Annotated in this window: 13 protein-coding genes; 4 read left to right on the top strand and 9 right to left on the bottom strand. The window is 70.3% G+C overall.

The features are described from left to right. The first annotated feature begins 239 nt into the window (after positions 1-239). Together ACO0LV_RS03100 and ACO0LV_RS03095 are read left to right on the top strand one after the other, a co-directional pair. Positions 240-1,007 (top strand): 3-ketoacyl-ACP reductase, encoded by a 768-nt coding sequence (locus tag ACO0LV_RS03100; RefSeq protein ID WP_424786402.1) that lies wholly within the window; start codon positions 240-242, stop codon positions 1,005-1,007. Between the two features lie 98 nt (positions 1,008-1,105). Beyond that, complete coding sequence (locus ACO0LV_RS03095; protein ID WP_424786401.1) at positions 1,106-3,268, top strand: FAD-binding protein; 2,163 nt, start codon at positions 1,106-1,108, stop codon at positions 3,266-3,268. A gap of 204 nt (positions 3,269-3,472) precedes the next feature. Here ACO0LV_RS03095 and ACO0LV_RS03090 read toward each other — a convergent pair whose 3' ends face one another. From ACO0LV_RS03090 to ACO0LV_RS03070, 5 genes are all read right to left on the bottom strand, one after another. Next, on the bottom strand, positions 3,473-4,825 hold the full coding sequence (locus ACO0LV_RS03090) for a hypothetical protein (RefSeq protein ID WP_424786400.1): 1,353 nt from the start codon (positions 4,823-4,825) through the stop codon (positions 3,473-3,475). Further along, entirely contained in the window at positions 4,825-6,105 is a 1,281-nt protein-coding gene (locus ACO0LV_RS03085; RefSeq protein WP_424786399.1) for a PQQ-binding-like beta-propeller repeat protein, read from the bottom strand. Before ACO0LV_RS03085 ends, ACO0LV_RS03090 begins: the two co-directional genes overlap by 1 nt. A gap of 121 nt (positions 6,106-6,226) precedes the next feature. Further along, positions 6,227-7,099 carry a sugar phosphate isomerase/epimerase family protein gene (locus tag ACO0LV_RS03080; protein ID WP_424786398.1) on the bottom strand — a complete coding sequence of 291 codons (873 nt, stop codon included), beginning with the start codon at positions 7,097-7,099 and terminating at the stop codon, positions 6,227-6,229. A gap of 82 nt (positions 7,100-7,181) precedes the next feature. After that, positions 7,182-8,345, bottom strand: coding sequence for a Gfo/Idh/MocA family protein (locus ACO0LV_RS03075; RefSeq protein ID WP_424786397.1), 1,164 nt, complete (start codon positions 8,343-8,345; stop codon positions 7,182-7,184). Positions 8,346-8,452: 107 nt separating this feature from the next. Beyond that, positions 8,453-9,583 (bottom strand): LacI family DNA-binding transcriptional regulator, encoded by a 1,131-nt coding sequence (locus ACO0LV_RS03070; protein WP_424786396.1) that lies wholly within the window; start codon positions 9,581-9,583, stop codon positions 8,453-8,455. Between the two features lie 293 nt (positions 9,584-9,876). Here ACO0LV_RS03070 and ACO0LV_RS03065 point away from each other — a divergent pair, with 293 nt between their 5' ends. Further along, a complete protein-coding gene (locus ACO0LV_RS03065) occupies positions 9,877-10,857 on the top strand; it encodes a LacI family DNA-binding transcriptional regulator (protein WP_424786395.1) in 981 nt (326 codons plus the stop codon). Positions 10,858-11,029: 172 nt separating this feature from the next. On the opposite strand, the gene ACO0LV_RS03060 is transcribed toward ACO0LV_RS03065, so the two are convergent. Further along, complete coding sequence (locus ACO0LV_RS03060; protein WP_424786394.1) at positions 11,030-11,572, bottom strand: methyltransferase family protein; 543 nt, start codon at positions 11,570-11,572, stop codon at positions 11,030-11,032. Next, a complete protein-coding gene (gene glpK / locus ACO0LV_RS03055; RefSeq protein ID WP_424786393.1) occupies positions 11,565-13,085 on the bottom strand; it encodes a glycerol kinase GlpK in 1,521 nt (506 codons plus the stop codon). The genes ACO0LV_RS03060 and glpK overlap by 8 nt, the downstream gene beginning before the upstream one ends. Positions 13,086-13,199: 114 nt before the next feature. On the opposite strand from glpK, the gene ACO0LV_RS03050 reads away from it, so the two are divergent. Next, positions 13,200-13,694 (top strand): amino-acid N-acetyltransferase, encoded by a 495-nt coding sequence (locus tag ACO0LV_RS03050; RefSeq protein ID WP_424786654.1) that lies wholly within the window; start codon positions 13,200-13,202, stop codon positions 13,692-13,694. Between the two features lie 158 nt (positions 13,695-13,852). Here the strand turns inward: ACO0LV_RS03050 and ACO0LV_RS03045 are convergent, their stop codons facing one another. Further along, positions 13,853-14,413, bottom strand: coding sequence for a hypothetical protein (locus ACO0LV_RS03045; RefSeq protein ID WP_424786392.1), 561 nt, complete (start codon positions 14,411-14,413; stop codon positions 13,853-13,855). Between the two features lie 11 nt (positions 14,414-14,424). Further along, on the bottom strand, positions 14,425-15,441 hold the full coding sequence (locus tag ACO0LV_RS03040) for an A/G-specific adenine glycosylase (protein WP_424786391.1): 1,017 nt from the start codon (positions 15,439-15,441) through the stop codon (positions 14,425-14,427). Positions 15,442-15,538 lie beyond the last annotated feature (97 nt).

The raw sequence follows: 15,538 nt of genomic DNA, 5'->3' as shown, positions 1-15,538 counted from the left end.
TGAGGTCGCGGCAAGTGGATTGAGTGAGCGGAATCTTCTGGGAGCACTCAGTCCAGAAGCCGCGTAGTCAGCAGGGTTCCCAGGGGCCGGAAAGCGCTTGCCGGATCTGGTGTCGTCAGGCATGATGGGCCTACCGGTTGCGCCGTGCTGCGCGCGGACCCAGCGCAGATCCACCAGGGTGATCCTGTGCCGCCCTGATCCGGCCTCCGGGCCCCAGCCCCAACCCCAAGGAGTAACGCGTGAATAAAGTGGCACTGGTCACCGGTGGCAACCGGGGCATCGGGCAGGGGATCACCCGGGCACTGCTGGCCGAGGGTTACGCCGTGGCGATTCTGGCCACCCGCGAGGAGCCGTCGGAACTGATGGCCGAACTGCGCGAGTTGGGGGAGGTGTCTTACACCCGTGGCTCGGTAGCGGACCTGGAGGACCACCGCTGCTACGTCGATGACGCACTGGAGCGCTGGGGCCGCATCGACTTGCTGGTCAACAACGCCGGAGTGGCTCCCCAGGTGCGCGACGACATCGTGGTGGCCACGCAGGAGAGTTACGACCGAGTGATGGACATCAACCTGCGCGGTCCCTACTTCCTGACCCAGATGGTCGCGGCCGAGATGATCGCTCGCCGCGAGGGCGACCCGGGCGACCAGGTGCACGGCACCATCATCAACGTCTCCTCCACCTCTGCGGTGACGGTCTCGACCAACCGCGGCGAATACTGCATCTCCAAGGCGGGCATGGCGATGGCCACCCAGCTCTGGGCCGCCCGCCTGGCTCCGGAGGGGATCATGGTCTACGAGGTGCGTCCCGGCGTGATCGCCACCGACATGACCGCCGGTGTGAAGGAGAAGTACGACGCACAGTTCGCCGGCGGGCTGGCCCCCATCCCCAGGTGGGGCACCCCCGCCGACGTAGCCGGCGCCGTGGTCCAACTCGCCGCCGCCCGCATGCCCTACTCCACCGGCGACATCATCAACGTCGACGGTGGCATGCACATCCCCCGGCTCTGAACCGGTAGCGGCACCGCCCGGCCAAAGCCCGCACCCACCCCACAAGCCCGCGCCGATACGCCACCGCGACCTCGGCGCCGACCCCGACAAGGACCACCATGCCCATCGCCGATGCCGACTCCGCGCCCACCCAGACCATCGCCGGCCAGCAGGTTCCGGTGGTCAGCACCAACACGGTGGTGGTGGGCACCGGCTCGGCCGGTTTCGCTGCCGCCGACCGGCTCTGGGAGTTCGGCCAGGACGACGTCATCATGGTGACCGACAAGGTCGGCGCCGGGGCCAGTCGCAACGCGGGCTCGGACAAGCAGACCTACTACAAACTCTCCCTCTCCGGAGAAGAGGCCGACTCGGTGCACGAGATGGCCAGGACGCTGTTCGCCGGCGGGGCGATGGACGGCGACAACGCCCTGGCCGAGGCCGCCCTGTCCGCCCGGGCGTTCCTGCGCCTGTGCGATCTGGGTGTGCCGTTCCCACAGTCCCGGTCCGGGGAGTTCGTGGGCTACAAGACCGACCACGACCCGCGCCGCCGAGGAACGTCGGTGGGGCCCTACACCTCCCGGTCCATGGTGGAGCAACTCGAGAAGAAGGTCGCCCGCAACGGCACCGACATCTACGACAACTGCCGTGTGGTCGACCTGATCGTCGATGACACCACGGACAAGGGCCCCCGGATCGCCGGCCTGTTGTTGCTGCGCACCGACGTTCCGCACGACGGCGAGCGCAGCCCCTACCTGCTGATCCGGTGCACCAACATCGTCTACGCCACCGGCGGCCCAGCCGGGATCTACGCAACGAGGGTCTTCCCCAACGGCCAGTGGGGCGCCTCCGGTGCCGCCTACCGCGGTGGGGTGCGCGGCAAGGGTGTGACCGAGTGGCAGTTCGGCCTGGCCTCGATCAAGCCGCGCTGGAACGTCTCGGGAACCTACATGCAGGTGGTGCCCCGGTTCGTCTCCACCGATGCCGAGGGCAACGACGAGCGCGAGTTCCTCACCGAGACCATCCCCGACTACGGCCGGCTGATCTCGCTGGTGTTCCTCAAGGGCTACCAGTGGCCCTTCGACGTGCGTAAGGCCACCGAGGGTTCCTCCCTGATCGACCTGCTGGTCTACCGCGAGACCGTGCTGCGCGGGCGCCGGGTGTTCCTGGACTTCCGCTCCAACCCGGTGCGCGAGACGTTCGACTACAGCGAGCTGGACCCCGAGCCGTTCGAGTACCTGGAGAAGGCCGGGGTGCTGTTCGGCACGCCGATCGAGCGGCTGCGCAAGATGAACGAGCCGGCCTACCAGTTCTACCTGGACAAGAACCCGTACGTGGACCTCGAGAAGGAGATGCTCGAGGTGGACGTGTGCGCCCAGCACAACAACGGCGGGCTCAGCGTGGACCGATGGTGGCAGTCCAACGTGTCCGGCTTCTTCCCGGTGGGGGAGGCCGGCGGTGCCCACGGGGTGTACCGTCCCGGTGGTTCCGCACTGAACTCCGGGCAGGTCGGGGCCACCCGGGCGGCCCAGTTCATCGCCGCCCGGCGTACCCAGGACCCGGTGGCCGAGCCGACCTTTTCCGCTGCCGCCGAGGCTGTCCTGACCGACGCCATGGATCTCGTCGCCGCTGCCGCCGAGCGCGCCCGCTCGGGTCTGACGGACAACACCGGCACGATGCTCACCGCGGTGCAGGAGTTGATGAGCGCCAAGGCCGGGCCGGTACGCTCGGCCGAGTCGATCGACGAGGCACTGCAGCAGGTGCACCAGTGGCTGACTGAGTACGGCGAGACGATCAGTGCCGATTCCACCTCACGCCGGTCCGTGAACCGCACCTTCCTGGTCCGCGACATCCTCACCACCGCCTATGTGTACCTGTCGGCGATGGCCGACTACGTGGGCAAGGGTGGGCGCTCACGCGGCTCGGTCCTGTACACCGACCCGGGCGGCCACCTGCCCAAGGTCGGCTACGGCACGAACGCCGACGCGGAACTGGACCTGCCCGAGCTCTTCCGCTTCAGTCTGGACGAGGGTGCGCTGGCCGATCAGGTCCAGGAGGTCGCCTGGCTCGCCCCCGATGGCGCACCGGCGCCCGTGGGCCACAACGGCCTGGACCGGCCCGAGGACGACGGCGGGGGAGACTGGGCGCAGATCGTCCAGCGCGAGGAGACCGACCCCGCCGGACGGCCGTTGTTCCGTTGGCGCCCGGTGCGGCCGATCCCGGCTGACGACGACTTCTTCGAGAACGTCTGGCGCGACTTCCGCGAGCACGGCAACATCTACTGACCAGCCGGCGGCCGTGTTGGTGAGACCGGCCGATCGTCCGTGAGACCGGAGCGTTGCGGGGTCCGGTCTCACCGCACCCGACCGGTCTCACCCCACCCGCCTGCAGGCTGCGGTCTCAGCGCCGGGCAACGTCCCGGCGCACAGCCGGGCGACGCCCCGGGGCGCTGGCGGGGAACTGGCGGGGGCGCTGGCCCGGGGGCGAGGTCAGGCCAGGGACCACATGGACAGCCCGGCGGTGGTCACCACCAGGAGACGGCCCTCGTAGGTCCGCTCGGTACGCACCAGTGCGTCCGGGCCCTCAACGCCGGTGACCTCGAAGAGCAACTCCCCGGTTCGCACATCAACTCCGCTCAGGACCTGCCGCCCGGCGGCGGAGTCGAGGGAGAGCAGCGTGCGACCGTCGCTGAGCGATCGCCACGCCACCAGCGGCACCTGTTCGCGCCATACCTGTGCGCCGGTGCGCTCATCGAGCGCGGCGGTCGTGGTGCCCTCCTGCACCAGGACCAGGCCGCCCACCCGTGCCAGGACCGCCGTCATCCCGGAGGTGGATCGGCTCCAGTAGATGTGGTCGGGGCGGCGGTGGGAGAGGGCCTGTAGTTCCCCGTGCGCCAGGTGCAGGGAGACATCGGACATCAGGTCCTCGTCCACGACCAGGTAGTGACTCCACTGGCTGCGTGCCTCGCTGAGTGCTCCCTCGGCATTGAGGTAGCGGAACTCGCTCCCATCCTCGGCCACCAGCAACCACGGGTTCGCGACGTCGGCGGGCGGGCGGCCGACCCAGAGGTCACCGATCTCCTCGGCCACCCGCCCGTCGGCCGCGTTGCGAACGGCGAACGAGGGAACCGAGGGCCCCCCTAGCCCCATCCCGACCATGACGTAGCCCCCGGTGGTGCCCAGCAGGGTCAGCAGCGCGGGAACGTACCAGGCACCGACGAAGCCGAGGTCAACCGACCAACGCCGGGTAGCACTGGAATCCTCCCGCTCCAGGAACGTGCGCTCACCCTCCTGACGCAGGCTGAGCACGTCGCCATCGACGTCCAGCGCGGCGAGAATGCCCGGCCGGTCCTGGCGCATGATCTCCCCGGCCAGGGCATCGATCCGGATCAACTCGGCCTGCGCGGCCTCACCGCTGACGCACAACACGTCGCCGTCGGGTTCGCCCTGGTGGCAGCGCAGGTGCCGGCCCTCGGCCTGCCAGAGCTCGGCCCCATCGGCCACGGCGAAGCCGTGCACGCGGGAGCGATTGGCCAGAATCGCCGTCTCCGGGCCCAGCCACACATCGTGCGGGTCGCTCATATCGACCTGCAGCGGGGTGTACCACTGCTCCGTCGGGGTGGCGATGTGCTCGATGATCCCGGTCCGCCAGTCTGGAGGCGGACGTTCGGCGAGCGCGACACCGGCCAGCACCAGGACGACGGCGACCGCCACCCATGGCAGGGGGCCGGAGAGGCCGGGGAGGGTTCTCGAAGCGTCCGGGGTGCCGAGCCCCGACGCTCGCGGATCGAGCGGCGCCGAGGCGGCGACCTCGAGGTCGAACTCCTCCGCTCGGGCGCGCATCAGGCACTCCCCAGGGACCACACCGACAGGTCGAAGGCGGTGAAGACCGCCAGGTGCGTCTCCTCGACGTCGTAACTGAAATGACGGGATTCGGCGAGCGGTATCTCCCAGGTGACCTCACCGGTGCGCGTGTCGAACCCGGTCAGGACCGAGACGTCCTCGCCGGTCACGTGGGCCAACGTGCTGTCGGCACCCAGGCACGGGCACCGGGGCATCTCCCCGGGGCGGGTCCACCGCAGAGTGCCCTCCTCGGCGTCCAGGCCGTACCAGGAGCCGCCGGACCAGCCCACCATCGTCCCGGCCAGGCGGGCGTGGGCGATCGCCCCGGACTGTTCGGTGCTGAAGGACCAGGCCTGCTCGCCGGTGGCGGCCGTCAGCGCCCGTAGGTCGCCGGTGCTGTCGGAGAAGACCAGGTCCGAACCGGGGTCGTCATCCACACGGAGCAACCCCGACTCCTCACTGACCGTGGTGGGGCGGCCGGACCGGTCGTAGAGCGTGACCTCGTTGTCCCGGCGCACCAACCATTCGCCGTCGTGATTCACACGCACGGCCTCAGTCTCCTCGTGCGGGGTCCCGTCCGCGAGATCCAGCGCCAGGTCGAGTCCGGCGCCATCGGCCAGGCGCGGGGCCTGGATCAGCACCAGATCATCGAGCACAGCCATGGAGACCGCACCGAGGTCGGCTTCGGGTGCGCCGGGTACACGGTGGGTCCAACGATGTTCCCCGGAATCGCCCGAGCGCATCACGCTGATCGCCTCGGCATCGGAGTACACGGTGATGTGTCCGCCGTCGTGGGGGAGTGCGGCCTCGAGCCCGGGTTGCACGGTGCGGCCGGTCTCGCCGGAGGCCATCGTCATCTCGATCAGTTCCGATCGGGCCCCCTGTCGGCTCACGCACGCGATGTCGGCCTCCTCCCGTCCGCACTGCATCTGTGGGGCCCGTACCTCCCAGACGACGTCGCCGGCGTCCAGGTCCACACCCCGGACGAGGGTGGGACTGGCCGCGACCACCCGGTTCTCACCGAGCCAGACGTGCCCGTCCGAGGACCCTCCGGCCTGGATCGGCAGGTGCCACTGCAGTTGCGGCTCGGATTCGAGAGAGGCGACGAGGCCGCGCTCACCCGGTTCGGGGGTGGGGGCGAGCACGACGCCGATGGCGACGAGCACGAGCCCGAGCAGGAAGAAGCCGACGGCGGAACGGGCCGGGCGGGCAGGCTGCGGCGGTGACGTGGCGGCCGGAGGAGGAGCTTCGACATCGAATTCCTCATCCGGGCGGGTCATGGGGCGATTGTGTCAAATCGTCCGACGGCGCATGCCTGGCCGCCCATGGGGCCCGCGCCGTATCGGGGGTGGTGGCACCGGCCGGTCGCCTACGGAGCCCGGGCTGCGCCGTTGTCGGCCCTTACAGGTGGGGTGCCACCAGTTGGGTGTAGCGCCGGGCCATGGTGGCCACGGTCTGCGCGCCCGGAGCGGCCCAGATGTCGGCGTTGAAGATCTCCACTTCGACATCCCCGGTGTAGCCGGCCTCGGACACCCATGAGGTGATGGTGGGGAAGTCGATGTACCCATCGCCCATGAAGCCGCGGGACAGCAGCGCGTCCGCGGCCAGCGGCAGGATCCAGTCGCACACCTGGTAGGAGGCGATCCTGCCGGCGGCGCCGGCGCGGTTGATCTGCTCGCGCAGGTCCGGGTCCCACCACACGTGGTAGGTGTCCACCACCACCCCGACGGTCTCGGCCGGGAACGGCTCGGCTATGTCCAGGCACTGCTTCAGGGTGGACAGCACCGCCCGGTCCGCGGCGAAGATCGGGTGCAGGGGTTCCAGCACCAGGCGCACGTCATGCTCGGCGGCGAAGGGCGTCAGTTCGGCGATCCGCTCCGCCACCCGCGTGCGGGCGGCGACGATGTCCTTGTCCCCGTCCGGGAGCGCCGGCCCGCCGGGTTCGGTCGCGGCGTCCAGGCCGCCGACCACCATGACCAACTCCCGGGTGCCCAGGGTGGCGGCCTCCACGATCGCGGCGCGGTTGTCCTCCAGTGCCGCGGCGATCCCCTCGGGATCGGAGGTGCTGAGGAACCCGCCTCGGCACAGTGATGACACTCGGAGGCCGGCCTCCTTCACGATCCGGGCCGACTCGTCAAGCCCGGTCTCGGCGACCCGGTCCCGCCACAGCCCAACCGCGCCCAGGCCGGCCTCGGTGGCCACCTGCGCGGCCTCCGGCAACGTCAGCGCCTTGGTGGTGGCGGTGTTCAGGGACAACCGGGACAGATCAGCCATGTGTTCCTCCATCGCCACGCTCGCTGCGGGCTCGGCTCGTGCGTGGTGCGGTGCCGGCGGGGTCCGCCCGCCGGCGGGGTGATCAGAGTTCGATCGGGGAGAGTTCCACTCGCTTGCCCTGTGCGCTGGAGGCCAGGCCGGCCTCGGCGAGTTGGACGCCGCGGGCGGCCGAGAGCAGGTCGTAGCGGTGCTCACGGCCGGCAAGCACGTCGCGCAGGAACTCCTCCCACTGCACCTTGAAGCCGTTGTCGAGGTCGGCGTTGTCGGGCACCTCCAGCCACTGGTCCCGGAAGGACTCGGTGACCGGCAGATCCGGGTTCCACACGGGCTTGGGGGTGTGGGCGCGCTGCTGGGCCACGCACTTGCGCAGTCCCGCCACGGCCGAGCCGTGGGTGCCGTCCACCTGGAACTCGACCAACTCGTCCCGGTAGACCCGCACCGCCCAGGAGGAGTTGATCTGGGCCAGGATCGGGTCGCCGGCGGGGGAGGTGACCTCGAAGAACCCGTAGGCGGCGTCGTCGGCGGTGGCGTCGTAGGCCTGCCCCTGCTCGTCCCAGCGGGTGGGGATGTGCGTGACGGTCTTGGCGGTGACGGCGTCAACGGTGCCCAGGATGCCCTCGAGCACGTAGTTCCAGTGGCAGAACATGTCGGTGGTGATGCCGCCGCCGTCCTCGGTGCGGTAGTTCCAGGAGGGTCGCTGGGCGGCCTGGTGGTCACCCTCGAAGACCCAGTACCCGAACTCACCGCGCATCGACAGGATCCGGCCGAAAAACCCCTCCTCCACCAGTCGGCGCAGTTTCACCAGGCCGGGCAGGTACAACTTGTCATGGACGACGCCGGCGGTCACCCCGGTGGCATTGCGCACCCGGGCGAGTTCGATCGCCTCTTCGAGGGTCTCGGCGGTGGGCTTCTCGGTGAAGATGTGCTTGCCGGTCTTCATCGCCGCGGTCAGCGCGGCGTAGCGACGGGAGGTGACCTGGGAGTCGAAGTAGATGTCGATGCTGGGGTCGGCGATCACCGCGTCGACGTCGGTGGTGTAGTGCTGCACGTCGTGCTCGCGGGCGATCTCGGCCAGGGCGTGCTCGCGCCGGCCCACCAGGATCGGTTCCACCTGGACCTTGGTGCCATCGTCCAGCACCACCCCGCCGGCGTCCCGGATCGGCAGGATCGAGCGCAGTAGGTGCTGGCGGTATCCCATCCGTCCGGTGATGCCGTTCATGGCGATACGCAGGGTGGTGGTGCTCATTGATGCCTCCCGATCGGTGCGCAGTACCACGTTCGGAATGCGCTTTCCGCAGAGGGTACGCGGGCGGGGTCAACCCCGTCAAGGCACCGATCCGGCTGCGCGGGTGCTCAGGTCTTCAGGCGCGACGGGGTGGAGTCCCGCAGCACCACGGTGCCGCGCACGCGCACCACGCGGATGCCGTCCTCGCCGGTGTGCGTGGTCACCTCGGGATCGTCCTCACGGTCGGCGTCCGCGTGGTGCCCGGCATCGCTCAGGGGGAGGCCGAGGGCGAGCTGGGTGGCCAGCACCCCGGCCTGGTGCAACGGCACTCGCACGGTGCTCAACGAGGGAGTCACGTCGCGCAACGTGGCGATGTCGTCGAATCCCGCTACACCCACATCGGCGCCTACTCGCACGCCGGCATCGCGGGCCGCGGCCATCGCCCCCACCGCCATCACGTCGTTGACGGCGAACACCGCATCCACCTCGGGGCTACGCAGGTCGACCCGCTCGATGAGTTCGGTCATCGCCGCGTACCCACCGTCGCGGGTGAAGGCCGAAGCGACCACATACTGGGGTGCCCCGGCTTCCGCCTCGGTCGCGTCGTTATCCCCGCCTGTCAGGCCGGAGGTGAAACCCCGCAGTCGTTCCCGGGCGGTCAGATGTCCGGGCGGGCCGGCCAGCACCGCGAAGGAGCGGTACCCCCGCGCCACCAGCGCGGCAGCCAGATCGGCGGCGCCGCTGACGTTGTCGATCGCGACGGTGTCCGCTTCGAGCACCGGTTGGCTGACCATCGCCACCGAGCCCCCGCCGGCCCGGTAGGCGGCCAGCGCCGCCCCCAGTCGCGCGTGCATCAGATCATCATCGTGCCGGCCCCCGGCAATCACGATCGCCCGGGCGCGCTGGCGGTGCAGTACCCCGACCAGGGCGAGTTCGCGTTCGGGGTCGTGCTGGGTGTTGCCGAGCGTGACCATCAGGTCCGACCGCTCGGCCGCGGCGCCGACACCGGAGGCGATCGCGGAGAAGTAAGGGTCGGCGATGTCGTGCACGATCAGACCGAGCGCGGTGGTGCGGCCCCGGGCCATCGCCTGGGCATTGGCATCGGGCAGATAGTTCAGTTCCGCGGCCGCGGCCAGCACCCGCTCGCGCAGTTCGGGACGCACAGTGCGCGTCGCGCTGCCATTGATCGCCCTGGAGGCAGTGGCGAGGGAGACGTCGGCAGCGCGAGCGACGTCCGCGAGAGTTACGGAACCGGCCATGGAGCACAGGGTAAGCGCTTGCACGCCCGGGCGGGAGCCTTGTTCCCAATTTCGCGCTGGGCGGGCTGGTCGGAACACATCGCCAGACGTGCCCCCTTGCCTCGTTGCAGGTGACCCTTACCTCGGCGCGGGTGGCTCCCCGAAACCGACACCTGTCCCGGATCCGGGCACTACCGTAAGGCCAACATGCCGGCCGGGGCCGGCTGCCATCTGTTCGGTGGTGGCCACCGAGGACTCGTGTCCATCGGGGGCACCGGCAGCGCCTGTGGAGTGGACGCAGAACTGGAGGGGACGTGGTCACGATTCGGGACGTGGCCCGCCGGGCCGGGGTCTCCATCGCGACCGTGTCGCGCTCGCTGAACAACCAGGCCCGGGTGAGCGCCGCAACCCGCGAGCGGGTCCTGACTGCGGCTGCAGAACTGGACTACCGGCCCTCGCAGGCGGCCCGAGGTCTGGTTACCGGCCGGCTCGACACCATCGGTGTGGTCTTACCCGATGTCACCAACGGCTTCTTCACCCCGATCCTGGCCGGCATCGAACACCACGCCCAGGAGCGCGGCCTCGGCGTGCTGCTGGCGGACTCGCGGGAGGATGCCAACACCGAGCGGGAACTGGTGCGACGGATGAGTCAACTGGTGGACGGTCTGGTGCTGGTGGCCTCCCGGATGCCTGATGCCGAGATCCTGGAGTACGTCCAGATCCGGCCCACGGTCCTGGCCGGCCGGGTGGTGGAGGGCGTGGACGCGATCGCGGTGGACTCCGGGGTGGGCACGGACCAGATCCTGACGCACCTGGCCGAGTTGGGGCACCGGGACGTGCTGTACCTGCACGGCCCGCGTCAATCCTGGGCGGGGGAGCGACGGGTCGCCGCGGTGCGACGGGCGGCCGAGCGTCTGGGTGTGCGCTTGCACGAGAGTGAACCGATGGCCCCCAACTTCGCGGCGGGACGGGCCGCCACCGAGTACGTGCTGGCCCAGCAGGTGACGGCGGTGATCGCCTATGACGACCTGATCGCCTGGGGCCTGCTCACCGGCCTGGAGGACGCCGGGATAGCCGTTCCCGACCGGCTCAGCGTGGCCGGCTGCGACGACGCCTTGCAGACGGGGATGTCCCGCCCCGCGCTGACCACGGTCACCGCGGACCTGGACCGGATCGGGACCACTGCGGCAGAACTGCTGTTCGATCGGATTGCCGATCCCGGCGCCCCGGTCCGGACCGCGGTGCTCGGCTCGTCGGCAGTGCTCCGCGACTCCACCGGACCGGTACCGGTCTGAGGTGACTGAGCCCGGTCGAGCCGGGCTGACGTGACTGAGCCCGGTCGAGCCGGGCTGACGTGACTGAGTCCGGTCGAGCAGGGCTGGACCGGGCCGGGCTGAGCGGCGCGAGCCCGGGCCGGGCGAGCACTTGCCCTGCGCGGACGGATCCGGACTGCGCCTGCCGTGCGACCTACCTGATGTCGTCACGCCCCCACGCCGGCACCAGAGCCGGCACCGCGCTGCGGTACCGGGCGTAGCGTCGCCCGAACGTCTCGCTCAGGTAGGTCTCCTCCGGCTCGATCACCCAACGTCGCAGGGCTCCCAGCACGGCGGGAAGTGCGAGCAGCGGCCACAGCGATCCGAGCCGCAGGCTCGCGCCCAGGTAGATGAGGGCGTCAGCGGCGTAGATCGGGTTGCGCACGTGCGCGTAGGGGCCGGAGGTGACCAGTTCATCCACCCGCGCCCAGGGCACCACGGTGGTGTGATGGCGCCGCATCGTCAGGAACGCCCAGAGCATCAGCCCCAGGCCGGCTGCGGCCAGGAGCGCGCCGGCGAACCGGCGCCCACGGCTCGCGCGGGGCGAACCCGCGCGCCCGCACCGGACCGGCAGCGGTCGACGCCGGTGCATCCGCGCGGCCAGAGCCAGCGGCACCCCGAACAGTGCCGGCGGCAGCACGCGAACGTGTGCGCCGGAGGTGTCCAGCCACCGCCCCTCCTGCCGCTGCTCAGTCATCCTCGGTGTCCTCATCCACCCAGTCGAAGGTGCGGGTGACCGCCTTCTTCCAGTTCCGGTACAGGCGCTCGCGCTCATCGGCGTCCAGGGTGGGGCTCCAGCGCCGGCCCTCGGCCCAGTTGTCGATCACGTCCTGCTCACCGGACCAGAAGCCCACCGCGATCCCGGCGGCGTAGGCCGCGCCCAGTGCGGTGGTCTCCGAAACCTGGGGCCGCACCACGTCCACACCCAGGATGTCGGCCTGGAACTGCATCAGCATGTCGTTGCCGACCATGCCTCCGTCCACCCGTAACTCGGTCAGCTCCACCCCGGAGTCGGCGTTCATCGCATCCAGCACCTCGCGGGTCTGGTAAGCGGTGGACTCCAGCGTGGCCCGGGCCAGGTGCCCCTTGCCCACGTACCTCGTCAGGCCCACCAGGGCACCACGGGCATCGGGGCGCCAGTACGGAGCGAACAGCCCGGAGAAGGCCGGAACGAAGTAGGCCCCGCCGTTGTCGGGAACGGTAGCGGCCAACTCCTCCACCTCTGCGGCGGTCTCGATCAACCCCAGGTTGTCGCGCAGCCACTGCACCAGGGACCCGGTCACCGCGATGGAACCCTCCAGGGCGTATACCGGGGCGTTGTCCCCGATGCGGTAGGCCACTGTGGTGAGCAGGCCGTTCTCGGAACTGATGGCCTCTTCCCCGGTGTTCAGCAGCATGAAGTTACCGGTGCCGTAGGTGTTCTTGGCGTCGCCGATTTCGAAGCACGCCTGCCCGAAGGTGGCCGCGTGCTGGTCACCGAGGATCCCGGCGATCGGGACCCCCGGCACCCAGGAGTCGTCGTGGCCGGTGCCGTAGACCTCGGCGCTGGAACGGATCTGGGGCAGCATCGAGGTCGGGATGCCCATGTCCGCGGCAATGTCGTCGTCCCACTCCAGTGTGTGCAGGTCCATCAGGAGCGTGCGGGAGGCGTTGGTGACGTCGGTGATGTGCAGCCCACCGGAGGCGCCACCGGTCATGTTCCAGAGCAGCCAGGCGTCGGTGTTGCCGAAGAGCAGATCACCGGCCTCCGCCCGGGCGCGGACGCCGTCGACGTTGTCCAGGATCCACTTCACCTTCGGCCCGGAGAAGTAAGTCGCCAACGGCAGCCCGGTGGTCTCCCGGTACCGGCCCGGCCCCTGGCGCCCACCGAGTTCGTCCACGATCCGCTGGGTGCGGGTGTCCTGCCAGACGATGGCGTTGTGCACGGGTTCGCCGGTGTGCTTGTCCCAGACCACCACGGTCTCGCGCTGGTTGGTGATGCCCACCGCGGCGAGGTCCCCGGCGCGCAGGTCAGCCTTGGCCAGTGCCTGGGCGATGACCTCGCCGGTGTTGTGCAGGATCTCGCCCGGGTCGTGCTCCACCCAGCCGGCGCGGGGCAGGATCTGGTTGTGTTCGAGTTGGCCACCGGCCACGATCTGACCGCCGTGGTCGAAGATGATCGCACGGGTGCTGGTGGTGCCCTGATCGATCGCGAGGACGTGCTCCGCCATGAACCTACCTTTCGCTCAAGAAGCCCACAGTACCGAGGCCCGGACCGCCGCCGACAGCACCACCGGTCGCGCCGGAGGCTGCGGAACGGGCAGAGTAGGGGCGTGAGCGACTCCATGATCCAGATCCGTCCCGCGCTACCGGCCGATGTCCGGGCCATCAAGCGACTCGTGGAGCCCTACGCCCAGCGACGCATCCTGTTGGGTAAGGACCTGGTGGACTATTACGAGTCGGTGCAGGAGTTCTTCGTCGCGGAAACCGATGGTGCGCTGGTGGGCTGCGGAGCGCTGCACGTGATGTGGGAGGACCTGGGGGAGGTGCGCACTCTGGCCGTGGATGAGCGAGTGCTCAAGACCGGCGTCGGGCACACCCTGCTGGAGCGGTTGTTGGAGCGGGCCCGCGAACTGGGCCTGACGCGGGTCTTCTGCCTGACCTTCGAGGTGGATTTCTTCCGCGAGCACGGGTTCGAGCCGGTGGCCGGGGCGGTGGTGGAGCCGGAGGTGTTCACCGAGATCCTGCGCTCTCGCGATGACGGCGTCGCCGAGTTCCTGGACCTGGCCCGGGTGAAACCGAACACCCTGGGCAACACCAGGATGTTGCGCAACCTGTGACCCCGGATCGGTCGGTGACCGAAGCGTGCGGCTGCCGCCGGAGCGTGCCGCCGGCGATATCGTGGAGCCGGACGCCGACGCTCAGCGAGACCGCGCCAGCGGGGCCCGACGACGGAGCGAGGTCCGACGACGACGCTGCACCCGTAGCGGCCGGTGCCTCAGGTGCTGCGGTGCTGGGGCAACGTGCTGAGTGCCCGGTGCAGGATACCCACGCGCACCAGTGCCACCACCACCCCCACCTGGGCCACCAGGATCGCGCCCACGATCGCCCCGGCCAGGGCGGAGACGTCGACGAAGGCCCACACCACGACGCCCAGCACCGCCGCGGCACCGATCACCTTGATCATCGTGGCCAGGTTCTGGATGGTGCGGGTGAGCACCTTGACAGGTTGGCCCGAACCCGCTGCTCGCCGCGAGTCCGAACTTCCGGGAGTGCCAGCACCGGACAGCAGGGCGAACAGCCCTCTGCCCACCAGGACCCCTGCGATCACGCCCAGGACCTGGCCCTGGGCGATCATGCTCACCCCGGCCACCGCCGGCGGGTCCTGACCGTACGGGCCGGCCATGCTCAGTGCGGCCGCACCCAGCCCGGCCAGTACCAGCGGAACCGCCAGCACCGCCAACAGGGCCCGGGTATGGGCCTTGACCGCTCGGGCGATGACTACGTCAGCGGGCATCGCCTCACCCGGTCCGGGTGGGTCCGGTGTCTGGCTGTTCACGGCTCCTGAGCCTAGCCGTTCGGTCCGGCGGATCCGGTCCGGCCGTTGCCCGAGGCACGGTCCGCGGCGGCGTCAGGGACCATGGCCGGGGCACGAGCGCCCAGCGGCTCGGTAGCGGCCGGGGTCATCGGCCGGCTGACTCCGGGCCCGGAAGCGCCGGGAAGGTGGTACCCGCCGGGGCCCTGCTCGGCGAGTCCATCCCGGACCAACCCGGCCAGGGCGCGCTCGAACTGGGTGGCCTCCGGCCACAGGGGCACCAGGTGGTGGACCGGTACCGCGCCCTCACTGGCCCGCAGGGCGGCCATGATCCGACCCCGCACCTGGCGGTCGGTGCCGGCCCATGCCTGCCGGCGTCGCCGGTGGGCGTGGGTGTCCTGCGGGCGACCGGCTGCCAACCAACCGCATCGGTCCCGCACCGGGCAGTCCCCGCACCGCGGGGTCCGGGCGGTGCACACCAGCGCACCCAACTCCATCAATGCGGCATTCCAGCGGGCGGACCTGTCCGCCTCGGCCGGGAGCAGGTCGGCCGCACGCCGGCGTTCGGCGTTGGTGAGGGTGGGCGCCGGCAGCGCGCCCGCACCGACCAGGCGTTCCAGGACCCTGCGAACGTTCGTATCCAGCACCACCGCGCGGCGCCGGTGGGCGAAGGCTGCCACGGCCGCCGCGGTGTACTCACCCACGCCCGGCAACGACCGCAGCTCCGCTTCGGAGGTGGGGACCACGCCGTCGTGCTCTCCCACGATGGCCCCGGCCGCCTGCTGCAATCGCAGCGCCCGGCGCGGATACCCCAATCGGTCCCAGGCGCGCAGGACCGCCGCACTCGGGGCGGCAGCGAGGTCAGCCGGGGTGGGCCAGCTGTCCATCCACTCCACCCAGCGCGGCAGGACCCGGCCCACCGGGGTCTGTTGCAGCATGATCTCGCTGACCAGCACGCCCCACGGGCTGACGTCCGGTTCGCGCCAGGGCAGGTCGCGGCCGTGCTCGCTGAACCAGTCGAGCAGCACCTGATGCAACGGTGATGGGCCCATCTGCCCATCGTCCCATCGCCAGGGGTGTGCCACTATGCCCGCATGGCTAGATCCAGAGGTCGCAGCATGGGAGGACGCCGTACCAGCGGGCGGGCCT

This window comes from Pseudactinotalea sp. Z1739 (assembly GCF_049725055.1).
In the GTDB taxonomy this organism is placed as follows: domain Bacteria; phylum Actinomycetota; class Actinomycetes; order Actinomycetales; family Beutenbergiaceae; genus CALKWS01.
Note: the sequence above shows the minus strand (reverse complement) of the source record. Positions and strands in the feature narration are given on the sequence as shown.